The organism is Occallatibacter sp., assembly GCF_049582745.1.
Taxonomy (GTDB): Bacteria; Acidobacteriota; Terriglobia; order Terriglobales; family Acidobacteriaceae; genus Telmatobacter.
The window spans coordinates 26,741-50,172 of the sequence record NZ_JBAUUO010000103.1 but is presented as its reverse complement, the minus strand read 5'-3'; the positions used below and the strand labels follow the sequence as shown (position 1 = coordinate 50,172).

Genomic DNA, 23,432 nt, shown 5'->3' with positions numbered 1-23,432 from the left:
GCACCCCGAGGTGCGTCGGTCCAGCTTGGAAGAGCTGATTTGGAGCCGCGCACCTGATTTCCCCCAAGGGTGAATGGATGCGCCATAGACCTTTGTTTGTTACCGCTCTCATTACGCTATTCGTGTGTTTTGCAGGATCGGCGGACGTAGCTCGCGGCCAGCAGCCGGTCGCTGCCCGACCTGCTGTCGATGTAAGCACAGCTCCTGCAACATCGATTCCCGATGCTCCGGTCGCGGCAAATCAACAATCAGCGAACCCAGGCACACAGTCAACGCCGGATGCTCCGTCGACCACGGATCTGAATGGAACTGTGACCGATGAGAACGGCGATCTGGTTCCGGGCGCGACGGTTGTTCTGGAGGGCGCGAGCCCGGCGGATCGTCAAAGCCAGGCGGCGAATGATAACGCGTTCTTCAATTTTCCAGGGCTGAAGGCGGGGATTCCGTATCGGCTGACCATCAGCGCAAAAGGCTTTGAAAACTGGGTCTCGCCGCCAATTACGCTTGCGGCAGGGCAATTTTTCGGCGTAGCCGATATCAAGTTGAAACTCGCGGGAGACGTTTCGTCTGTGACGGTGTATTCGTCGACGGAGCAGATTGCCACGCAGCAGGTTGAGCTTGAGGAACAGCAGCGGATACTTGGATTCATTCCGAACTTTTATGTTGTGTATGACTCGAAGAACGCGGTGCCCCTGACGACGAAGTTGAAATTTCAGATGGCGTACCGGGTGGCGATCGATCCTGTCAGTTTTGTCGGCGCGGCGACTCTGGCCGGGATGGATCAGGGCGGGGACGATCTGAATTATCCGCTCGGCGCTAAAGGGTACGGAGAGCGCCTGGGCGCGACGTATGCCGACGGGATCACGGACATCATGTTCGGTGGCGCGATTCTTCCATCGCTGCTGCACCAGGATCCGCGGTATTTCTATCAGGGCACGGGCACGGTGAAGTCGCGCTTGCGTCACGCGCTTTCGAATCCGTTCATCTGTCGCGGCGATAACGGGAAGCTGCAACCGAATTACTCGAGCATCGGGGGCGACCTGATTTCGAGCTCGATATCGAATGCGTACTATCCACCGTCTAATCGTGGAGCCGGCCTGGTGTTTGGAAACCTGCTGCTCAGCACAGGCGAGCGCGAGGTGAGCAGCGTGGTGCAGGAGTTTGTGCTGCGCAGGTTGACGCCAAGCGCGAAGGATCGAAACTGAACGATCGCGGCGCTGCATAAGATTTCAGCAATCGATGAACTAAACTGGAGTGAGCCGGACGAGCAAGATTTCCAGATCCGGCAAGAGCAGGTATAGGCGGATTGAATCAGCCTTGTTTCTTTCCGCCGAATTGAATTCAATTTGAAGGCTTTTACAGGCCGTGGTGATTGCATGCGATTTTTTCCCCGTTTGATCTTAGGCACAGTAGTATTGTCGACTTCAGTGGCTGTGCTCGCCCAGAACCCAGCACCCAATCTTTCCGATGTACAAATCCTGCAGGTAGAGGCAGCGGAATCCGCGTCATTGCTGCCGGATGCGCCGGAGCCGCAACAGACGCAGGTGAAGGATCCGAATTCGAAACAGGCGCCGGCAAATGAGGGTACCCCGGCATCGAAGCAGGAGCCGAAACGAATTCTTGGAATTATGCCGAACTACCGCGCGGTGAGTGCGGGAGCGATTCCGCCGCCGCCGACGCCGAAGGAGGCGTTCAAGATCGCAACTGACAACAGCTTCGACTATTCGTCGTTTGTGTTTGTGGGATTGACTTCGCTGATCGCGAAGGGCGAGGACGCTCATCCTTCGCTGGGCAAGGGGTTTCCCGGTTACTGGGCGTATACGTGGCGCGGATTTGTGGACAAGGTGGATGGCAATTACTGGGTGATTTTCGCGTTGCCGACGGTGTTCCACGAGGACGAGCGTTACTTCGCAAAGGGAGAGGGTCCGATCTTGAAGCGCGCGTGGTATTCGTCGACGCGAGTCCTGATTACACCGGATTATCACGGCCATAATACTTTCAATGCATCGGAGTTGCTGGGGCGCGGGATTGCGCAGGGGATTTCGACGACTTACTATCCCAGTTCTGACACTTCCGCACCGGAGATCGCGGAGAAGTACGGATATGCGATCATGCGCGATGCGCTGACGAATACGTTTCGCGAGTTCTGGCCGGACATTGCTACGCATGTGCTGCATCGGAAGCCGTGAAGGCAGTGAATGAGTGAAGCAGTGAATGAGTGAAGAAGTGAACGAGTGAGAAACAGGCCTGGGCAGTTGCCCAGGCTTTCTTTTTGCGGTTCCCGATGCATGGAAAGTTATACTTGTGATCGCGAGTAAATCGGTTCACTGAATGGCGGCGGGAGGCAGATGTGTACATGCGTGTTGGTTCTCGGATGATGGTCATGGTTGGGATGTTGTGGATCGTTTGTGGAGCAATGGCGATGGCGAAGACTTCGCCGCAGGATGGCGGTGGGGCTTATGCGACGGGAAAATATCGCAACCTGTTTGCCGAGGATGGGCACTCACAAAAGGAGATCCGGGCGAAGATCGATGCTGCGTACCAGCAGTTGTTTCACGGGGACAAACAGACGCAGGCGATTGCGTTTGATGCGGGCAGCAACGCGAACGGACCTCTGATGTACGTGACGGACTGGGCGAACCACGATGTGCGGACGGAGGGCTTGTCGTACGGAATGATGATCACGGTCGAACTGGGCAAGAAGGTCGAGTTTGATGCGATCTGGAATTGGGCGAAGACCTACATGTATATCTCCGACCCGAAGGCGCCGAGTTACGAGTTTTTTGCGTGGTCGTGCAAGACGGATGGAACGCACAACTCGGAAGGTGCGGCGCCCGATGGAGAATCGTATTTTGCCATGGCCCTGCTGTTTGCGTCGAACCGGTGGGGAGATAGAAAAGGAATCTACGATTATCATGCCGAGGCGGAGAAGTTGCTGACGGCGATGGTGCATCGGGAGCGGATCACTGCTCCTGGCAAGTATGGGCCACACACGGTAGGGCCGATGATGAATCCTGATCCGCCGATGATCTTGTTTGTGCCGGATGTGTTTGGCCAGCCGTTCACCGATCCTTCGTATCATTTGCCGGCGTTTTACGAATTGTGGTCGCGGTGGGGGCCGGAGGAGGATCGCGCGTTCTGGGCGAAGGCCGCGGAGACGAGCAGGGCATTTTTTGTAAAGACGACAAATCCGCAGACGGGGCTGGCGCCGGATTACGCGAATTTTGATGGGACGCCGCATGCGAATCGCTTTCCGCAGTCTGGCGAATTTGGTTATGACGCTTGGCGCACGGCGAGCAACTGGTCAGTGGATTGGTCGTGGTGGCACAAGGCGCCGGAGGAGCGGGAACTGAGCGGTCGCATTCAGGAGTTTTTTGCGTCGCAGGGCATCGATAAATACGGGCCAGTGTACACGCTCGACGGAAAAGATATGGGCGCGACGCCGGGGCTGACGCATGAGGATCATCCGGCAGGGCTGGCAGGGACGAATGCGGTGGCGGGGCTAGCGGCTACAGATCGAGCGCGGGCGAAGGAGTTCACGGAGGCATTGTGGAAGACGCCGATACCGTCAGGGCAGGGGCGATATTACGATGGGATGCTTTACTTGATGAGCCTGATGCATGTGAGTGGGGAGTTTCGGGTGTGGGGACCGAAATAGGACCCTACTGAGAGAAAGCAAAAGCAGATCCTTCGCCCCCTTTACCCCACTGTGTGGGGCCCCGAGCGTGCGGGGCTCAGGATGACACTTCAACGATTACACTTTGTCCACTTTGCCCCAGGCGCCGCCGCCGGGGGATTGTATGCGGATGCGCGAACCTGCGCGGAGTTCGCGGGTGCATTTGCCGGGAAGGTTTTCTTCGGTGTTGTCGCGGAGAATGGTGGTCTGGCCGCTGGAGCCAGGGTCGCCGCCGGCGAGACCCCAAGGCTGGGTTTTGCGGCGGTCGGCCAAGAGCGTGACTTGCGCGTCGCCCAACAATTCCAATTCGCGGATAATGCCGTCGCCGCCGCGGTGCTTCCCTGCCCCGCCGGAATTTCGGCGTAGCGCGTATTGAATCATGCGGAAGGGATACGCGTATTCGAGGGCTTCGACGGGCGTGTTGAGGGAGTTGGTCATATGCGCGTGATGGCCGCTAGCGCCGTGCGATTGCGGCGAGGCTCCGTGGCCACCGGCGATGGTTTCGTAATACGTAAACGACTGGGCAAAGTTCGGACCGGGGCGAGGATCGATTCCGCCGATGGTCAGGTTGTTCATGGTGCCGGAGCTGGCGGCGGGGATGCGATCGGGGAGCGCGGGGGCTAGCGCACGCATGAGCGTGTCGACGATGCGCTGCGAGGTTTCAACATTGCCACCGGCAACGGCTGCGGGCGGGCGCGCGTTGACGATGGACCCCGGGGGCGCGAGAACTGTAACGGGACGCATGAGGCCGGCAGTAGCGATGGCGGCACTGGGCAGCAGGCAACGGAAGACGTAGAAAACCGCGGACCAGGTGATGGCGTAGACGGCGTTGATGCTGCCGGGGACCTGCGGGTCGGTGCCAGCAAAATCAACCGTGGCACGCCGGCGTTTGGGATCGTTGGTGATGCAGACGCGGATGGCGATGGGGCCGGGGATGACGCCGTCGTCGTCGAGGAAATCTTCGGCTTGCCATTTACCTGCGGGCAGCGAGGCAAGCACATTGCGCATGAGGCGCTCGGAGCCGGTGAGCATCTCGCTCACACCTTGGAGGAGGCGCGCGTAGCCGAAGCGCTCGACGAGTTCGATCATGCGCGTGGCGCCGATGCGGCAGGCGCCGAGTTGCGCGGTGAGGTCGCCTTCACGTTCCTTTGGCGTGCGTACGTTGGCGAGGATGACGGAGAGAAGTTGTGTGTCCATTTTGCCGGCACGCATGAGCTTGACGGGCGGGATGCGGATGCCTTCCTGCGCAATCTCGCGACAGGGGCCCATGGAACCTGGATACATGCCGCCCACGTCGGCGTGGTGGGCGCGATTGGCGACGTAGAAGGAAGCGCGCGATCGGCCGGGCAGGAAGACGGGCGCGACCATGGTGATGTCGGGCAAATGCGTGCCGCCGCGATAGGGATCGTTGAGCAGCGCGACGTCACCTGGGTTGAGGCGCAGATCGGCGAGGACGGCAGCGACCGACATGGGCATGGAGCCGAGGTGGACGGGCATGTCGTCGCCCATGGCGATGTGGTCGCCATTCCACCCCTCAGACGAAGACCTGCCTGAGGGAACCCCGGTCTCCGCTGAGAAGACGGCGGAAGAATAATCGCGACGCTCCTTGATGTTGGGCGAGAAGGCGGTGCGGCGTAAGGCTGCGCCCATTTCGACAGCGACGGAGTGGAGCGCGTGGCCGATGACGGCGATCTCGGCGGGATCGAGAGGGCGGCGCGCGGTCATTGGCGTGCTCCTGAGTTTGGACGGAGTATGAGATTTGAGAGTGGGTCGACGGTGGCGGTCCAGCCGGTGGGGAGATAGGTTGTCGCGCTGAGTTCGGTGATGACGGCGGGGCCGGCGATGCGTTTGCCGGGATGGAGACGGGAGCGATCATAGAGCGTTGCAATTCGCCAGCGGCCGGCCTCGAAGATGCGGGTGGAGGAGATGAGGGCGTGACCTGAATCGGTCTTCGTTGGCTTCCCACCCATCGCACGATGAAGCTGTGCGATGGATGGGGCACCCGGATTATGCGTGCGCGCGATGGCCTGCACGCGGAGAGTGACGATTTCAACGGGGCGTGCGGGGTCGGCATAACCGTAGGACTGGGCGTGGAGTTTGTGAAAGCGGGCGACGGCGTTGGCGGACCAGTCGACGCGAAGTTCGAATCCCTGGCCGTGATAGCGGAGGTCGGCGAAGCGGACGAAGATGGGCTTTGCTTTTTCAGTACTGAAGGCGGCGCGCGCTTCGTCTTCGAGAGAGCAAAAATGCGATGCAATTTGCGGAGAGCCGGGCGCAAGCATCACGGTGCGGGAGAACTCGCGGCGCAGATCCGCATCGAGGATGCCGAGAGCAGAGAGCGCACCGGGCGCGTTGGGAATGAGGACGCGGCGGATGCCGAGCGATTGTGCAAGCGCGCAGGCGTGGAGCGGGCCGGCGCCACCGAAGGCCAGTAGCGTGAAGGTGCGGGGATCGTGACCGCGTTCGACGGAGACGCGGCGCAGGGCTGACTCCATGCGCGCATTGGCGACACGAAGAATGCCTTCGGCGAGATGTTCGAGAGTTGCGAAAGATTTGGTGGGGACCGCTTTGAGTGCACGGCGGGCGCGGGCTTCATCGAGATGCATGGCGCCGCCGAGGAAGTGATCTGGGTGGAGGCGGCCAAGGACGAGGTTGGCGTCAGTGACGGTAGCGCGATCTCCGCAGCCGTAGCAGGCGGGGCCGGGATCGGCGCCGGCGGATTGCGGACCGACTTGCAGAGCGCCGGCATGATCCATCCATGCAAGGGAGCCGCCGCCTGCGCCAGCGGTGTGGATGTCGAGCATGGGCACGCCGACAGGTAGACCGGCGACCTGGCCTTCGGTGGTGGTGGGAGGTTCGCGTGATGTGTCGAGGACAGCGACGTCGGTGGATGTTCCGCCCATGTCGAAGGTGAGAATGCGAGGCATGCGCGCGGCTCGGGCTACGCTGAGTGCGCCGATGACGCCTCCGGCTGGGCCTGAAAGAATCGTGCGGACGGGCTCGCGCGCGGCGGATGCGGCGGAGAGGATGCCGCCAGAGGATTGCATGATGCTGAGACGCGCGCCGCGCTTGGCGAGGCCGCGTTGGAGCGCTTGGATGTACTGCTGCAGGAGCGGGGCGAGGTAGGCGTTGAGGGCGACGGTCGAGCCGCGCTCGTATTCGCGGAATTCAGGAAGGATCTGGTGGGAGAGCGAGATGGGCAGGCGGAGCGAACTTAATGCGGCGGCGATGGCTTGCTCGTGAGCGGGATTGGCGAAGGAGAAAAGGAGCGAGACGGCGATGGATTCCGATTTCGATTTGCGGATGTCGCGGCGAAGTTGATCGAGGGCCACATCGGTTGGTGCGAGGAGTACGGAGCCGTCGGGGCCGATGCGCTCGGCGATGCCGAAGCACTGATTGGTGACAGGCGCAGGGCGGTGGTGATTCCAGTCGTAAAGGTCGGGGCGGGCCTGACGGGCGATGGCGAGTGTGTCTTCAAATCCCGCAGTTGTGATGAAGGCGACGCGCGCGCCTTTGCGTTCGAGCAGCGCGTTGGTGGCGACAGTGGTGCCGTGACGGACTTCGACGGAAGCTTCAGGGATGAGCGCGGCAATCTTGCGGACGGCTTCAAGGATGGCGCGGCTGGGATCGTCTGGGGTTGAAGGAAGCTTGAGGACTTCGACGCGGGGGCCGATGCGATAGACGCAGTCAGTGAAGGTACCGCCGGTGTCGATGGCGATGGTGAGGTGTGGGGTCATTCTCAAAAAACATATCAGGCAGAGGCGGCAAGTCAGTAGACCATGAGTAAAAGGGAATGAGACGTTAGAGTTCAATCGAAGGCCATGCGCGACGAAGCTTCCCCTATTTCGATAAAGACGAACGGCCCAGCGGCATTCAGCTGGAGAGCGGCGACGACTGCGCAGCGGCGCGTGGTGATTGCAGCGGCGCTGGGGTGGATGCTGGATGCATTTGATGTGATGCTGTACTCGATTGTGCTGGCGACGCTGATGCGCGCGTTCAGCATGAGCCGAACGACGGCGGGGTTGCTGAATGCGCTGACACTGGTTGCGTCGGCGATGGGTGGGCTGGGGTTTGGCATGCTGGCGGACCGGTATGGGCGGCGGCGGATGCTGGGCGCGAGCATACTTGTCTATTCGATTTTCACGTTCGCATGCGGCTTGTCGACGTCGATCGCGATGCTCGCTACTTTCCGTTTTCTGTTGGGGCTGGGAATGGGTGGCGAGTGGAATACGGGCGCGGCGCTTGTGGCGGAGACGTGGCCCTCTGCGCTGCGGGGACGCGCGCTGGGGATTGTGCAAAGCAGCTGGGCCGTGGGGTATGCGATTTCGGCGGTGGTGGCGGGGGCGATCTTTTCTTATACGGGGGGGGCGCACGGAAGCTGGCGCTGGGTGTTTTTCGCGGGGATTTTGCCGGCAGTGCTGGTGTTCTGGATCCAGAGTCACGTGCCGGAGCCGCCGTTGTGGGAGCGGGCGCACGCGGGGTCCCCAAACGCTGGAAGACGCGGCAAGGTACCGGGGTCGGTAAAGGCGCTGGTGGTGCTGACGGCTACGAACACGTTTGGCATGTTCGGGTGGTGGGGGCTGTTTACGTGGATTCCGGCGTATCTCGTATTGCCGGTTTCGCAGGGCGGGCGGGGATTTGCGGCGCTGAGTTTGACGGGATTTCTAGTGACCGTGAATCTTGCGGGAATGCTTCCCGGTTATTTGCTGTTCGGCGCGTTTGCGGATCGGTTTGGACGGAAGCGGACGTTTGCGGTGTATCTTGCGGCGGCAGCGGCGGCCGTTCCGCTGCTGGCAGGGGCGCGCGAGGCGGGTTGGATTCTCGTGTTTGCCTGCGTGGCGGCGTTTTTTGGAACAGGGTTCTTCACCGGATCCGGGATCATCGGGAGCGAGATTTTTCCGACGGAGAGCAGGGCTACGGCGCTGGGCATTTCATATAACGTGGCGCGGGGGTTGAGTGCGCTGGCACCGGTGACGATCGGTGCGTTGAGCGAGCGGCATGGACTGGCGTGGGCGTTCGGCGCGAGTGCGGTGGCCTTTGCGGCGGCGGCGTGCGTCGCGCTGTTGCTGCCCGAGACGCGGGGCGTGGAACTGGCTTGAGCGATGCGCTGGAAGTTCAATCCATGTCGCCGGGATTTCTTTGCAGCATTCGGAGTCTATTGCTGCACGGCCCAGGCGAGGCCATCGGGGTTTCCGCCCGCATCGATTTTTCCGACGACTTCAAGTGTCTTCAGGTCGATGACCGCGACGAAGTTGTCGGCAGCGAATGAAACGTAGGCGCGCTCGCCGTCGGGCTGGACTTGAATGCCGCCTCCGCCGCCGCGGCCGATGTGAAGGCGCTTGATTTCTTTCTGCGTGGCCACGTCGAAGAACACGAGGTCACCGCCAGCGGAGATGAGGGCTTTGGTGCCGTCGGGGGTGAATTTGAGCCGGTTGGCGCCACGGGCGTTGGCCTGGAGAGTCGCTGTGACTTTTTTGGAGGCGATATCGATGACGGAGAGGGTGCCATCCCGCGCGTTGGCAACCCATGCCTGTTTACCGTCAGGAGTGACATCGAAGCCTTCAGAACCGCGGCCGACGGGGATGACGGTTTCGTTCCAGTCACCGCCGGGAGGCAGGGGCGGAGGGTCGCCGGGTGCGCGCATTCCGGGAGGAGGAACGCCGGCACCTGCGGGCGGCGGACCCTGTGGCCGACCACCGGCTTGTCCCGAGGTGTGCTCGAGAATCGTGACTGTGGCTGAATTCACGTTGGTGGTGACGATTTTCCCGGCACCGGGGAAGATGTAAATCATGTGGGTGCGGTTCTGGCCGGTGCCCATGATCCAGTTAATTTTTCCGCTGAGGGGATCGTAGCTGCCGATGGCCTTTGCGGCCTCGGCTGTAAACCAGACCTTGCCCTCTGCGAATGCGAGGCCATGCGGACCTCCAAGGGCGCCAAGATCGATTTGAGGTTCCGCTTTCTGGCCGATGAGGTCAACCACGGCGAGCGTATGGAATGCGCCGAAACCGTAATTTGAAACATAAGCGGTGTGACCATCGGCGGAGGCAACGACTTCGTGGGGATCATCGCCTACGGGAATTCGCGCGACAACCTGTAGCGTTGCGGGGTCCACGATAGCGAGGGTGTGGTCTTGCTTGGAGAGAACGAGCAGCGCTGCCTTCGGGGTTGTGGATTGGGGAGACTGCGGCGACGAACGCTGCGCGATCAGGGCCACCGCGAAGAAAGCGGAGCAGGCGGCCAGAGCGGCCGCCTGCCAAAAGCTCTTCTTGATCTTCATAGGTTCTTCCAGTTAGACGAACATGTCCTGATCGGCGACGATTTCAGCCTGTTGATCGGGTCTGCGCCCGGTGGCCAGCACGGTGAAGAATGCTTTTGCCCCGGTCAGCATCGCCGTAATTCGCCGAACCGGTTTGGCAACGGAATCAACGACCATGTTGCTGGCTTGCTCGACGCCGTCGACCATTCCGGTGAACATGTTGTCCACGCGGCTGGTCTGGCGATGCACGCGTTCCAGAATTTCCGCAGCGACGGCCTGGAATTCTACGCTCTGCTCTTTCAGGAGGTGAGCAAGATCGGCCACGTCGGTCGCAACCGACTCGATCTTGGGAGCGACTTTCTCCAGGGTCTCCCTGGTCCGGGAGAGGATCGGCATGGCCGTCGTACGGAGTTCCTGCACGTCGGACTGCAGAGACACGATGGTCTTCCGCATGGTGAGGAAAGCCACCAGCATGACGATGGCCTGCACGACCAAGGCGAGCCCCGTGATTCCAACAAAAATTACCAGCAAGGTTGTTTCATTGTTCATTTCGGCTCCGACGCTAACTTTCTAATTGGTCAAGCCCATTCAGCAATTCCGCGCACTCAGGGAAAGGGCGGCAAGCGGGCCGGAGCGCCGATTTCGATCTTCGCAACGAGCTCTGGCCTTGAAACTACCGAAAGGAGCCTGAATCGAAAGGACGATTCAGGCTCAATCCATCGTCAGGCCGTGGGTTCAGAAGGCTTGGCATTTGACTGGTAGGCTTCGCGACCCGCGTCAACGGCTGCACCAACGCGGGTGGTCTGATCCTGCACCAGGTTCTTGCCACGCTCGACGAAATCTTCCCATTGTGCCCGGCCGCGATCGACAACTTCGCGTCCGCGCCCGACATATTGATTGACCTGTTCCTTGCCCTTGTCGACTATCTGGCCGACCTGCTCGGCCGCCTGACGTCCGCGGGCGCGCAAATACTCAGACCCTTCACGAGCGCCTTGCGCAAGGTCTTCGCGCGTTTCACGACCGCTCTTCGGGGCATACAAAATGCCGATTAAAGCGCCTACACCCAATCCGGCCAGAAACCATGCCACTCCCTGACCCTTGCTCGTATCTTCGCTCATAACCTATATCTCCTTTTTGCCCAGTATCAAGAAACCTGAGCCTATCAAAACTCCATGTTACGCCGCAAATACGCCGACGCGCTGAAATTGCACTATACGCCGTGTGAATCGAATTGCGGAATTTGCCGGAGCATCGGCTTTAACTTGCCCGGCTCTTCTGGCATTGGACGCCGTTGGATCGAAATCAGTTGCAAGTTCTGGCGGGTGACCTCGGGAGGAATAGCCGGGCGGGCGGAGTGCCCTTCACTTCGGCAGGAGGCTGCGAGCGATTGCATCGAGGATGCCGTTGAGGAAGTTAATGGACTCCGGAGCGGAGTAGCGCCTTGCGATCTCAAGAGCTTCGTTGATGACGATGGGGAATGGAGTCGACTTGAACCCGATCATTTCACCCACGGACATGCGGAGCAGGTTGCGGTCGACGGCCGGCATGCGTTCAAGACGCCAGTGGCGCGAATTCACGGCGAGCAGTTCGTCGATCTGCTGCTGGTGGGTAATTGCCGCGTTGAAGAGATCTTCGGCAAAGCTTCTGACTTCGGGCTCGACGTCGTCAACCGACCTGAAGAAAGTTGCACGCACATGGTCAGGCGTTTGCTTGCCGACGTCCGCCTGAAAGAGCATCTGCATGGCGATTTCGCGGGATTTGCGTCGAGTGCCAGCGGTCAAGCTTTCCCGCTTTCCGCGAGCTTGCCCCGCAGGCTCACCATCTCGATTGCCGCCAGGGCAGCCTCGAAGCCCTTGTTTCCGGCCTTGATGCCGGCACGATTCAGCGCCTGCTCCAATGTTTCGCAGGTCAGCACGCCAAAACTGTGCGGGATACCGGTTTCCTGCTGCGACTGCCCGATGCCGCGCGCGACTTCGTTGTAGATGGCTTCGTAGTGCGCAGTTTCTCCGCGCAGCAGGCAGCCGAGCGCGATGATGGCGTCTACTTTGTGCTGCTCGGCTATGGTGCGGGCAGCAGGGGGAATTTCCCAGGCGCCGGGGACGCGGACCACTTCGATGTCTGCACGTTTGGCGCCGCTGCGAACCAGCGCATCGAGAGCGCCGTCAAGCAGGCGGTCAGTGATTACCGCGTTCCAGCGAGCGACAACGACGGCGAACCGCATGCCTTCCGCAGAGAGGTCGCCCTGGACCGCGATTGGCTTCCCCTTCTCCGGATTGCTCCACGCCCAGAATGTGAAGGCGAAGCCGGGTTCCGGCTCGACGGTGAAGATGCGCGACTTCCAGGACGTGTCGGTGATTTCGGATAAGCGGGCGGCTTCGGATTCTCTGCCGCCGGCGCGGAGCCATCGTGCAGCGGCCTGATGAGCGGAGTCGAGCGACGTCACTTCCACCATAAGATCGGCAACCGACTGAAACTGGCCGTGCACGAATTCAAGGTTTCCCAGGGGAGCGAGAAACGATGTCCCGGAGCTCTCTCGATCGTTCCATCCCGAGCCCTTCGCAAACCCCATCGCCTCAAAGAAGGATGCCAGCCGCTCGTAGACATCGGCGTTCCCGGCGGGGCGAAGGACGGAGATTCCCTTGATCATGCCTTGATTCTATCGTGCTGCAGCGGCTGATTCTTGATTGTGGCGGGCGCGCCTGAGGCGAATGTGGAGCGCAAGAAGAAGGCCGGCAGAAAGCCGGCCTTCAAGGACGCATCCCGGGTGTTGCTATGTGGTCGAGCGCGGCTTGACGGCAATCGCGGTGGCCGGCACGGAGTTCGTGGTCGGAGTCGTGATGAGGCAATCCGGATCGGAGCCGGGCGTGCACGCAGGCAAATTGGGATTGATCTGCTGCGTGTCCTGGAAGGTGGATGTGTTGACGAAGTGAATGAGGTTGTCGCCTGACGTCGACACGAAGAAGAGCTTGTCGTCTAGGCTGAAGGCACCGGCAATGGGAGCAGTGACCGCGTTGCCGCCATTGAGCGTGACGTAATTCAGTGCGCCTGGAGCTCCACCCGAGCCAGGCAAGTAGTAAGGGAGCTTTGCGCCCGGAGTCGAGCCGGTATAGGTAAGGAAAGCGAGGTTGGACGCAGGCGAAGCAACAATCTGATTGACCGCCGTCGCGCTGATGCCGCTAACGCTGTATTGCTGTGTCCCAAAGGGATGCATAATCGTCAGTGGTTCCAGGGTCTGGCCGGACTGCGGACAGGCGATCGGCAAATTCACGGGGGTGGTTGTTCCCCCTGTTGCCGTGCCGGTGCTCGGGTTGAAGGGGATCGAGACATCGATATCCGACAGCTGCGCTCCGCCGCCCACGATTGCGGCGCCGAGCATGTGCTGTCCATCGTTGGTTGCGGCCAGGGTCTCTGTCTCGACCGGAACTGAGTCACCCTGCGGATAGAAGATGAGGCTGCTGTAGTTGCTTGCAGTTCCGGAAGGGCACCATGTGTGAGCGACCGTGGGATTGCCGCTGAGATAGGCGCCGACGCCGGGGACGGTGATCGCGAGATTAGTCGCGCCCCCTGACGGAGTCAGATCGTAGGTAGTCCAACCGGTGTTTCCGTTGTAGACATACAGCGTGTCGGAGTGTCCCGCGCCGAGCGAAGCGCTATCGCTTACATACAACGTCTGCGAATCGGGCGTCCACTGAGCGGAATTGGCAAGACCGGTGAAAGTGGCGGCAACCGAACCCGTTGTGTTGTAGATGTAGAAGACACGCCGGACGGGATCGTTAATGAGAATCTGCTTATTGCTGGGGGCGACGGCAAGGACGACGCCAGGGACCGCTGTGTTGGGCGTACCCGACAAGGCGTCGCTTGTGGTACTAACCGTCATCAATGCGCGGGACGATCCGAAGTAGAGCGTAGAGCCGAGCTGATCCATCACCATCGAGTTGGGAACGTAGGGCAGGCGAGAGGTAGAGCCGAGCGAGTTGCCGACAAGGTCGTAGCGTACAAAGTACTGCGATTGTCCGGGGGCTGAGAACCACGCAGAGCCACTGGCGGTACCGGGCGTGGTGATACCGACGGCATTGCTGGAGATCGAAAGTCCTGTGCCGAAGAGCCCGATCTGGTTGATGGGCGCAGGATTGCACGTGGAAGGCTGGCATATGGCGTAAACAGATGTGGCGCCCGGAAAGGATGGAACCACTGCTCCCGCACCGCCGACGGAGATGTCGAGCGGGTTGGTTGACTGGTAGAGAAGGGTGAGGCCCGTGATCGGCTGATTATTAGTATCAAGCACGGTCGTCGTGAGATTCTGCGTCACTCCCTGGGTCACGGTTGCGGTGGTGGAGCCGTTCACCGTTACGGAGATGGACTTAGGCGGGCAGGTGCTGAAGTATCCCGCGGAAGAGCCGGAACCGGCGACCGATGCGGTGATCGTGGTGGTGCCGGGTTGTGCCGCGGTAATCACGTTGGTGGCGTTGTTCAGGGTGGCAACCGAGGCGGTGCCGACCGAGTACGTCAGCGCGCCGATCGAGTTGGAGCAGCTCGGAACTGAACTGACGCCGGGAGCCAATCCACCTGGGCACGAATAGTGGGTGACGGTGGAGGGGGCGCAGAACTCATACTGCGTGCCGCCCGACGTAAAGCACGCTTCTGAATCGAGCTGGGCGCTCGCACCCTGGGAATAGCATTGCTGCGCTCCCTGGGATATTCCAGATGTTGCGAGCGTGACCGAACTCACCTGGGCATGTATATAGACCTCGACGGGATTTGAGGTTACCGAGTTGGCAGAGGCTGAAATGTACGCTGTCTGGTAAGGCAGTCCCCCCGTGTTGGGAAGAGGGCTGGGAGGATTGCAGATGGTGTAATCAGGGATGCCGCCGCCGGAGTTGCGGTTCCATGTCCCTGCGCACATATTCCCGGTGGGTGCGATGTCGAGAATCTGGTTGTTGGTGGTGGCATAGCTGTAACTTCCTACGCTTGCGTTTGCGCCCTTGCAGGTGGTCGCCGTGGGGGCATTGATCTGGCGGGTCTGTCCGAAGGCCATGGACACGCCCGTCGTTTTTGGCTCCAGGTCGATCGCGTAGACTTCTGTATCTTTCAATCCGTAGCCGAGACCGTTGCAAAAATTTCCTGCCGGGTTACGAAAACAGCCGGAGACGGACATCCCCGCTGGAATTGCCAGAACCACCATGAAGACAAGCGTCAGATACCGCCGCATGAATCCTCCCCGCCCCGCCCGATCGAACCGCGGAACGGTCTCTGCAGAATGCGTTAAGAAATATGGGTTAAAAGCGAGCCTGGCTTTTGCCCGGCGCCGGCCAGAAGCCGGCTCAAAGTGCGCGGGCTACCGGCCTTCGGCATTCGTCCACTGCATGCAGCCGGTCGACAGAACACGCTCGATTTGCTCCAAAGAAAAGTGTATCAGGACAGGATGGCCATCCAGCTCTATCCCGCCCTGTCTGATTGCCTTGTACTCCAATAGACTCGCCGGTCTACGGATGGGGAGCAAAAGCGCCTAATGAGAGCCTGCGCCGGTATCGGAAGATGCTGGAGTTGCCGGCATGTATTTGGCGAACCATTCAACGGCCCGATCCATGACATCCCGCCGATGTTCCGGATTCACAAATCCGTGCCCTTCGTTGGGATACACCACAAGCTGCGTTGGAACGTGCTCATCGCGGAGAGCGTGCCAGAACTCGTATGACTGCGGCGCCGGACATTCGCCGTCGCGGTCGCCGACTACGACGAGGGTGGGGGTATGCGCCTGCTTGATGTAGTTGATGGCCGAGCTTTTGGCGTAAACCGCAGGATCGTCATACACGGAGGCGCCGAAGTACGGAATCATCCACTGATTGATGGAGTTTTCACCGTAGTAGCTCTGCCAGTTGGAGAGACCGGCGCCGGAAACAGCAGCCTTGAAGCGGTTGGTTTGGGTGACGGCGAACATGGTCATGAATCCGCCGTAGCTCCAACCCGTAATCCCCACGCGCTGGGGATCGATCGGGTACTTGGCCAGCACGGTATCGACGCCGGCCAGGATGTCGCGCAGGTCGCCGTAGCCGAAGTCTTTCCGGTTCGCCTGGGTGAAGGCCTCGCCCTGGCCGTAGCTGCCGCGGGGATTCGGCTCCAGAACAAAGTAGCCGAGCGCGGAGAACGCGGTGGAGCTGAGGCCGCCTCCGCCGCCCCAGCGCGCCACGACCGCTGCGGCAGGGCCGCCGTGCACTTCAACGATGAGGGGATATTTCTTGTTTGGGTCGTAATCCTTTGGCAAAAGCAGCCAGCCTTGCACGCGGAAACCTCCGCTCTTCCAACTGACGGATTCGGCTTTGCCCCATGCAGGCTGGACGCCGTCGTTGAAGTGGGAGAGTTGCATGACGCCTTCGAGGCCCGAGGTCATGACGATGCCGGGTTTGGCTGCGTAGATTTCGCGGGGATGCTCGAAGTTGCTGGCTCCGAATACAAACATGGAGCGATCGGCCGTGGATGAGAGGCTCATCTCCATGCGGCCGTCGCCCACGCTCCCTGGAATCGAAAAGATGGGCGAACCGAAGGTCACCTGCCCGCTGCCGGTGCGATCGCCGCTGAGCTTGTATCGGATCAATTGGCTGTTGCCGCCGGCGAGTTCGCTGACAAAGAGATAGTCGTTGCTGCCCCATGCAATCCAGGCGGGCGAAGTCGGTCTTCCTTGTGTGAGATCGCGAGGTTGGCCGCCGTCAGACGAAACGATCCAGACATCGCCGCCAGTGGAACCCTGGTCGCTCATCAGACCGCCAATAAAAGCGATGGCCTTGCCATCGGGCGACCAGCGGGGCACGGCGATCTGCAATCCATGGAGCGGGCCGGATACCGTTTCAGGCTCCAGAATCGGTTTTGGCTTGCCGTCGAGGGTCTGGGTATAGAGCTTGGCCACCCACCAGTTGTTTTCGCCAGGCGGTTCGGCTGCCACGTAGGCCATCGCTTTGGAATCGGGCGCCCAATTGAATTCGTAAATATGGAGATTGGGGGGCGTCACCAGGGTGGGCTGAGCTGCCTCAGCGTCAACGCGGGCAACGGCCACGCGCTGCACTTCTACGCCGTCTTCGCCGATGACGCCGGATGGAGGCTTCATGGCGGCAAGCGCGCCTGCGGGCCGGGTTGCGCCTTCCACGTACAGGAATGCGATTTCACTGCCGTCCGGTGAAAATGCGGGGGCCTGCGGAAGTCCTTTCAGGCTCGTCAGCCGTTTTGCCGGAGTCCCATCGAGCTTGGAGAGATAGAGGTCAACCTGGTGGTCCGCGGAGTTGGCGCAATCCGAGAAGAAGGCAAAGCTTTTGGAATCGGGCGCCCACGCGAATCCGCCTTCGCGACAGTGCTGGTCGGAGTTGGTTGCCGCCGTAGCACGCTCAGTTTTGGCGAGGTCGGACGGCGAAGCGATACGAATTCCCGAGCCCCCGCGGCCGCCCTCGATCCATGCTAGCTTTTTGTCGTCGGGCGAGATTCCAACCTGCCCGAAGCCCCGGCCGCGATTGAGCCCGCGCAGGACTTCCTCAATGTGGGAACGATCGGTGGTGCCGGAGGCTGGAGCTGCTTGCGCGTCCATCCGCGGTGCGGTTACGGCGACAAGTGCGAAGCAAGCGCCGAACGCCAGCATGGAATGGAGGGCTTTGCGAAGGGAAATACGTGACATGCGGAAATGCTATCAGGCGCAAGCGTCCGTGCCACGTTATCCGATTGTTCACCGAAGACCGTTCCCGCTTGGGATGGGATGTTGCGATGACAATGTGGTTCGGTGCCGCCGTCGATGTTCGGAATAGCTGCACTGAAGTACGGCTATTTTTCGCTGTCGAGGACCAGCATCTGATGCGCGTCGTAGCGGGTGCCGGCAATGGCTTCTGCGGGGATGGCGGCTTCAACAGCGGCAACGTCTTTGGATGTGAGCGCGACGTCGAGAGCCGCGAGACTTTCGCCGAGTTGGGTGCGGGTGCGTGCGCCAATGACAGGAACGATAGACGGATTTTTGGCGAGAACCCAGGCAATGGCGAGCTGCGATTGCGTGATGCCTTTTCCGGCTGCAATTTCGGCAAGGCGGGCGACGAGTTTCTGATTCTGTGCCTGGTTCTCGGTGTTGAAGCGTGGGAAGCGGTTGCGGATGTCTCCGGGGCCATTTTTTGAGGAGCCGGAGAGCAGCCCGCGCGAGAGGACGCCGTAGGCGGTGACAGCGATGCCGAGTTCGTCGAGGACGGGAAGAATTTTCGACTCGGGCGAACGGCTGATCAGCGAGTATTCGATTTGCAGGTCGACGACGGGATGGACTGCGGCGGCGCGGCGGATCGTTTCCGGGCCGACTTCAGAAAGGCCGATGTGGCGAACGTAACCTGCCTTGATCATGTCGGCGATGGCGCCAATGGTGTCTTCAATTGGGACGTTGGGATCGAGGCGTGCGGGGCGATAGATGTCGATGTGGTCCACACCGAGGCGCTTGAGCGAATAGGCGAGGGCGGTTTTGACGGCGGCGGGACGCGCGTCGTAGCCGAGCCAGGCACCATCGGGGCCGCGCTGGGCGCCGAACTTGACGGAGATCAGGACTCTTTCGCGGAAGAAGCGAAGAGCCTGGCCGAGGAGCATCTCATTGTGGCCCATGCCGTAGAAATCACCGGTGTCGAGGAGGGTGACGCCAGCGTCGATGGCGGCATGGATGGTGGCGAGGGATTCCGGTTCATCGGCGGGTCCGTACATGCCGCTCATGCCCATACAACCGAGGGCGATGGGGAAGACGGCGGGGCCGGAACGGCCAAGTTTGCGCAGCTGAACGGCGGATGCTGTGGTCATGGTGGAAACTCTCCGGGAAGCATGGTAAGCCTGCCGATGAGATGCGGCAAGGTACGTAACCGGTGCGATGATGCAACGCGGGATACACCCTTGGAGGTGACGGCGCGCACGGAGCAAAATTCGCGAGGGACTATGCTTCGATTGTGATGCAAGGCAGGTGTCTCCGATGAAAGCTATCGTGTATCGCGAATATGGATCGGCGGATGTGCTGAAGCTGGAAGAGGTGCCCCAGCCGACTCCTGCGGACAATGAAGTTCTGATCAAGATCCGCGCGGCGGCTGTGAATCCGCTGGATTGGCATTTGATGAGGGGCGTGCCCTGGCCTCTGCGCTTTTTCAGCGGGTTGCGAAAACCGAAGCGTACGAGCCTGGGTGCGGATATGGCCGGCGACGTGGTGACGGTGGGTGCCGCCGTGGCGAATCTCAAGCCGGGGGATGGGGTGTTCGGCGCGGTCGACGGGGCGTTCGCAGAATATGTGTGCGCTCCTGCGTCGATCGTCGCTCTCAAGCCGCTGAACGTGACTTACGAGCAGGCAGCCGCTGTGCCGATTGGAGGGCTTACTGCACTCCAGGCTCTCCGAGACAAAGGCAATCTTCAAGCGGGGCAAAACGTGCTGATTAACGGCGCGTCAGGGGGCGTTGGCACGTTTGCTGTACAGATTTCCAAGTGGATGGGCGCGAAGGTCACGGGCGTTTGCAGCACGCGCAACGTGGATCTTGTGCGTGGAATCGGTGCGGGGCGGGTGATTGATTACACGCGTGAGGACTTCACGGCCAGCGGAGAACGTTACGACGTCATCTTCGATCTCGTCGGGAACCGGCCGCTAGCGGACTTTCGCCGTGTCTTGAATCCCAAGGGAGTCTTCATCGCGTGCGGAGGAGGAGGTCCGGAGACGCCGGCTGGTGATGCACTCGCAGGCATGATCAAGCAACTGGTGCAGGGGTGGTTTACGAAACAGCGGCTGGTGGGGATTTTGGCAAAGCGAGACAAGGGAGATCTGGAAATCCTGAGCCAATTGATGACCAGCGGAGATGTGATTCCTGTAATTGACCGGTATTACGGCTTGAGCGAATTGCCGGAGGCGATCCGATATCTGGAAGCGGGACACGCACGCGGGAAAGTCGTGATCGCGACGCCGAAGTTCAGTTAGGTCCCGTGACAGAGTTTGCGGACAGCAGCGACAGTCGTCGCGGAAAACTCTTCCCCGAGCCGTGCAAAACCGGGCCAGGTGAACGCGCCATGTGATCATGCTCACCGCTGTCGTCCGGCTGCGGGTTGTCGGCTATCGATTACCCGCGGCCCAGGAATCCTGTTTACCGCAATTCAGTCAAGGCCAGAATGAGTTCCGAACCTGGTCCAAGCTGAATTCTGCTGTTTGAGCTGGTCATCTTGTCGCTGCAATCCGCACCGGCGGTGGGTTCCAACTTCAACTGCGGAACACCCACCACAATACCCGGGCGCACGGTATGGGGAGGACCACCGGGATTCAATTCCATGTCGAGGCCATTGGTACCTGCCATGGCATCGTTGATATCGCGACCTCTTCCGGACACTTCGGCGGGCATTTCGCTATGCATGCGATGCCTCTCGTCGGGAGGTCCCACGACCCCGATAAGCCTCAGGTTCAATGGCTGCTTGCCGCGGCCGGAGCAATCGGCATGGTCGAAAGCAAGGGAAAGTTCGGCTGCGGCAGGGTCTTTAGAAGAACTGACGGATTTTATCCGAGCATATACAACTGCATCCGCTTCGAGCGTGCAGCCTGCATAGATCACGCCATGCGCAACTTTGAACCAGATTTCCTTGCCGAGTTTTAAATGTGCGGAGTCAAGCCCGTCGACCTTGGCTTCGACGGTTGCGCTGACTGGAGTAGCGGTATCGGCAAGTCGACTGCATGGAACCGGCTCGCCGCCGTTTGCAGAAACCTGGCGCGCGGCGGGCGCGGACGCCTGTGCGAAGGAGACGCCGCTCGTGAGAACTGGAAACACTGCCAATACGATCAGGGATCGCTTTAGACTTCGGAAAGGCAACATTGGGCATCTCCCTCTAACGACAAACACGGGGAGTATACATGCTATGAGAACAAGGTTGTGAGGGGGTTGAGAAAGCACCGGGGAGCGCGATCCGTGTCGCAGATCACCATTTTTCCGCACGAGCACTGCGGGGCAGCGGTGAGGAAAGTATTTAAAGAATCGCGGAAACTATTTAGACACTTATATTTATCGGATCGAGGTTTCGCTTGTTGCACATCGGCATCTATTTTCCCGTTCTACGGGATGCGATTTTCTGCCATACTTGACTGTGCCCACCAGGTACGGCCAAACCCAACAATCAAATAGCGAGGTTGCAGCGATGTCGGCAAAGTATGTCTTTGTAACGGGCGGAGTTGTGTCCAGTTTAGGCAAGGGTCTTGCAGCGGCGTCGATCGGCTGCCTGCTCGAGAGCCGCGGCCTGCGCGTGAACATGATGAAGTTTGACCCGTACTTAAACGTCGATCCGGGGACGATGTCGCCGTTTCAGCACGGCGAGGTCTTCGTGACCGACGACGGAGCCGAAACCGATCTCGATCTGGGGCACTACGAGCGCTTTACCCATGCGCCGCTCTCGCGGGACAACAACTTGACCACCGGGCGAATCTACGAGCAGATCATTCTGAAAGAGCGGCGCGGGGACTACCTCGGCAAGACCGTGCAGGTGATTCCGCACGTGACGAACGAGATCAAGAATGCAATGCGCAAGGTCTCGGCCAACGGACACGATGTGACGATCGTGGAGATTGGCGGGACGGTGGGCGATATCGAGTCGCTACCGTTTCTTGAAGCGATCCGCCAGATGCGGCAGGAGCTGGGTCGCGAGAACACGGTGTTTGTTCACCTGACGCTGGTGCCGTGGATTGCGGCGGCGCAAGAACTGAAGACCAAGCCGACGCAGCACTCGGTGAAGGAACTGCTGAGTATCGGCATCCAGGCCGACGTGCTGCTGTGCCGCAGCGACAGGCACCTGAGCCGCGAGATGCGACAGAAGATTGCTGCGTTCTGCAACGTGGAGGAGCGGGCGGTGATCGGAGCAACGACCGTGCCGTCGATCTACGAGGTGCCACTGAACTTTGCGCAGGAGGGTCTGGATGGACTGATCCTAAAGTATCTGCACAAGGAGGCTCCCGAAGCAGACCTGAGCAAGTGGAAGGACCTGGTTGACCGCTGCTACCACCCCAAGGATGAAGTTTCGATTGGGATTGTGGGCAAGTACGTGGAGTATGAGGACAGCTATAAATCGCTGAAAGAGGCGCTGACACACGGGGCGCTGGCGCACAACCTGAAGCTGAATGTGACGTGGATCGAGGCGGAAGGGCTGGAATCAAAAACGCCCGAGGACACGAGCTATGAATCGCAACTGGAGGGGTTCGACGGAATCCTGGTGCCGGGCGGATTTGGTAAGCGCGGCATCGAGGGGATGCTGAACGCCATCAAGTATGCGCGCGAGAAGAAGGTGCCATATTTTGGCATTTGCCTGGGCATGCAGACAGCGTGCATCGAGTATGCGCGTAATGTGTGCGGTCTGAAGGATGCGAATTCGAGCGAGTTCGACCCGGCGGCGCAGCATCGCGTGATTTACAAGCTCCGCGAATTGCTGGGTGTGGAAGAGATGGGCGGCACGATGCGGTTGGGGGCGTGGACCTGCATACTTCAGCCCGATACGCTGGCATATCGCGCGTATGGCACGACAGAGATCAGCGAGCGGCACAGGCATCGCTACGAGTTCAACCGCGAGTATGAGGCATTGCTGACAGGTGGCGGGTTGCAGATCAGCGGATCGACGCCGGATTCAACGTATGTGGAGATTGTGGAACTGCCGGAGCATCCGTACTTTATCGGCTGTCAGTTCCATCCGGAGTTCAAGTCGAAGCCGCTGGAGCCGCATCCGCTGTTCCGGGAGTTTATTGCGGCTAGCTACAAGAACCGGGTTGGACGAGGAATAGAGAAGTCGGCGACAGTCGCAGAGGTTCGCTAGGTTTCGCGGGAGAGCGAGACGATGTTCGAAGACCTGGAAAATCAATCCGAAGAGACACAAAGCGGACCAGACGCCGAGCAGAAATCTCATTGGTGGATAGGGCCCTGGGCACACGTGATCGCTGTAGCGGTCTTCTGCGTGATCTATTTTCCCTTCGATCAATACCCGTGGAGCTGGCAGGTTGCAATCACTCTCACTTACGTTGTATTCATGTTCTGCTGCACCTGTGGATTGGTCTTCAAGGACTCGGATGATTTCTTTGGGAACCTTCCGGTCATGAAGTTCATGAGCAAACTGCTGACCCGGCAGACGGTTGTTCTGGCACTTGTGAGCGGTACAGCTTATTTGTGGCGGTATTCGAAGACTCTGCTGCCGGGATGGATGACTCTAGAAGGACGACGGATGTCGCTGTGGGATTTTTTCGGGATCATTGTCTTCTACGTCATTGCCGTGAGAGAGGCGAAGTGGATGGCAGCCAAGATCAAGCTTCAGTTTTCAGACCTTGAGAATCCTTCATGAGACTGTAGCGGTTTAGTCGGCTGTGCCCTTCACTCAACAGCGACGATTCTCGTTGCAGTGAATTCACCATAGGAATGTGGCCTTCGTCACACGACTATGTGACGAAGCTGGAATGAGCTTGACAGTCGTTTTTGGATGGACCTACTGTTGCTGCGTTTTTGGCAAACCCCTGAG

Annotated in this window: 18 protein-coding genes; 7 read left to right on the top strand and 11 right to left on the bottom strand. The window is 60.0% G+C overall.

What is annotated here, in order from left to right:
- The first annotated feature begins 77 nt into the window (after positions 1 to 77).
- The 3 genes from WCA10_RS15985 (at position 78) to WCA10_RS15975 (ending at position 3,658) form a co-directional block, all read left to right on the top strand.
- Positions 78 to 1,205, top strand: a complete 1,128-nt coding sequence (locus tag WCA10_RS15985; protein WP_472823510.1) for a carboxypeptidase-like regulatory domain-containing protein — start codon at positions 78 to 80, stop codon at positions 1,203 to 1,205.
- Between the two features lie 171 nt (positions 1,206 to 1,376).
- A complete protein-coding gene (locus WCA10_RS15980; RefSeq protein ID WP_472823509.1) occupies positions 1,377 to 2,189 on the top strand; it encodes a hypothetical protein in 813 nt (270 codons plus the stop codon).
- A 233-nt stretch (positions 2,190 to 2,422) separates the two neighbouring features.
- Positions 2,423 to 3,658 (top strand): glycosyl hydrolase family 8, encoded by a 1,236-nt coding sequence (locus WCA10_RS15975; protein ID WP_472823508.1) that lies wholly within the window; start codon positions 2,423 to 2,425, stop codon positions 3,656 to 3,658.
- Positions 3,659 to 3,754: 96 nt separating this feature from the next.
- On the opposite strand, the gene WCA10_RS15970 is transcribed toward WCA10_RS15975, so the two are convergent.
- Both WCA10_RS15970 and WCA10_RS15965 read right to left on the bottom strand, forming a co-directional pair.
- A complete protein-coding gene (locus WCA10_RS15970; RefSeq protein ID WP_472823507.1) occupies positions 3,755 to 5,401 on the bottom strand; it encodes a hydantoinase B/oxoprolinase family protein in 1,647 nt (548 codons plus the stop codon).
- Complete coding sequence (locus WCA10_RS15965) at positions 5,398 to 7,413, bottom strand: hydantoinase/oxoprolinase family protein (protein ID WP_472823506.1); 2,016 nt, start codon at positions 7,411 to 7,413, stop codon at positions 5,398 to 5,400. Before WCA10_RS15965 ends, WCA10_RS15970 begins: the two co-directional genes overlap by 4 nt.
- A gap of 84 nt (positions 7,414 to 7,497) precedes the next feature.
- Between WCA10_RS15965 and WCA10_RS15960 the strand changes: the two genes are divergently transcribed.
- The gene (locus tag WCA10_RS15960; protein ID WP_472823505.1) at positions 7,498 to 8,775 is read left to right on the top strand and encodes an MFS transporter; all 1,278 of its coding nucleotides are present in this window, start codon (positions 7,498 to 7,500) and stop codon (positions 8,773 to 8,775) included.
- A gap of 56 nt (positions 8,776 to 8,831) precedes the next feature.
- On the opposite strand, the gene WCA10_RS15955 is transcribed toward WCA10_RS15960, so the two are convergent.
- The 8 genes from WCA10_RS15955 to WCA10_RS15920 form a co-directional block, all read right to left on the bottom strand.
- Positions 8,832 to 9,953: a YncE family protein gene (locus WCA10_RS15955; RefSeq protein ID WP_472823504.1), complete on the bottom strand. Its 1,122-nt coding sequence runs from the start codon at positions 9,951 to 9,953 to the stop codon at positions 8,832 to 8,834.
- 12 nt (positions 9,954 to 9,965) lie between these two features.
- Complete coding sequence (locus WCA10_RS15950; RefSeq protein ID WP_472823503.1) at positions 9,966 to 10,481, bottom strand: hypothetical protein; 516 nt, start codon at positions 10,479 to 10,481, stop codon at positions 9,966 to 9,968.
- Between the two features lie 173 nt (positions 10,482 to 10,654).
- Entirely contained in the window at positions 10,655 to 11,050 is a 396-nt protein-coding gene (locus tag WCA10_RS15945) for a YtxH domain-containing protein (RefSeq protein WP_472823502.1), read from the bottom strand.
- 243 nt (positions 11,051 to 11,293) lie between these two features.
- Complete coding sequence (gene nusB / locus WCA10_RS15940) at positions 11,294 to 11,674, bottom strand: transcription antitermination factor NusB (RefSeq protein ID WP_472823523.1); 381 nt, start codon at positions 11,672 to 11,674, stop codon at positions 11,294 to 11,296.
- A gap of 35 nt (positions 11,675 to 11,709) precedes the next feature.
- Entirely contained in the window at positions 11,710 to 12,579 is an 870-nt protein-coding gene (gene ribH, locus WCA10_RS15935) for a 6,7-dimethyl-8-ribityllumazine synthase (protein WP_472823501.1), read from the bottom strand.
- A gap of 123 nt (positions 12,580 to 12,702) precedes the next feature.
- On the bottom strand, positions 12,703 to 15,141 hold the full coding sequence (locus WCA10_RS15930; protein ID WP_472823500.1) for a hypothetical protein: 2,439 nt from the start codon (positions 15,139 to 15,141) through the stop codon (positions 12,703 to 12,705).
- 297 nt (positions 15,142 to 15,438) lie between these two features.
- Positions 15,439 to 17,589 (bottom strand): S9 family peptidase, encoded by a 2,151-nt coding sequence (locus WCA10_RS15925; RefSeq protein WP_472823499.1) that lies wholly within the window; start codon positions 17,587 to 17,589, stop codon positions 15,439 to 15,441.
- 143 nt (positions 17,590 to 17,732) lie between these two features.
- Positions 17,733 to 18,731, bottom strand: coding sequence for an aldo/keto reductase (locus tag WCA10_RS15920; protein ID WP_472823498.1), 999 nt, complete (start codon positions 18,729 to 18,731; stop codon positions 17,733 to 17,735).
- 166 nt (positions 18,732 to 18,897) lie between these two features.
- Here WCA10_RS15920 and WCA10_RS15915 point away from each other — a divergent pair, with 166 nt between their 5' ends.
- On the top strand, positions 18,898 to 19,881 hold the full coding sequence (locus WCA10_RS15915) for an NAD(P)-dependent alcohol dehydrogenase (protein WP_472823497.1): 984 nt from the start codon (positions 18,898 to 18,900) through the stop codon (positions 19,879 to 19,881).
- 163 nt (positions 19,882 to 20,044) lie between these two features.
- Here WCA10_RS15915 and WCA10_RS15910 read toward each other — a convergent pair whose 3' ends face one another.
- Positions 20,045 to 20,761: a hypothetical protein gene (locus WCA10_RS15910; RefSeq protein ID WP_472823496.1), complete on the bottom strand. Its 717-nt coding sequence runs from the start codon at positions 20,759 to 20,761 to the stop codon at positions 20,045 to 20,047.
- A gap of 319 nt (positions 20,762 to 21,080) precedes the next feature.
- Between WCA10_RS15910 and WCA10_RS15905 the strand changes: the two genes are divergently transcribed.
- Both WCA10_RS15905 and WCA10_RS15900 read left to right on the top strand, forming a co-directional pair.
- Entirely contained in the window at positions 21,081 to 22,739 is a 1,659-nt protein-coding gene (locus WCA10_RS15905) for a CTP synthase (RefSeq protein ID WP_472823495.1), read from the top strand.
- Positions 22,740 to 22,760: 21 nt separating this feature from the next.
- Entirely contained in the window at positions 22,761 to 23,258 is a 498-nt protein-coding gene (locus WCA10_RS15900) for a hypothetical protein (RefSeq protein ID WP_472823494.1), read from the top strand.
- Positions 23,259 to 23,432: the final 174 nt, after the last annotated feature.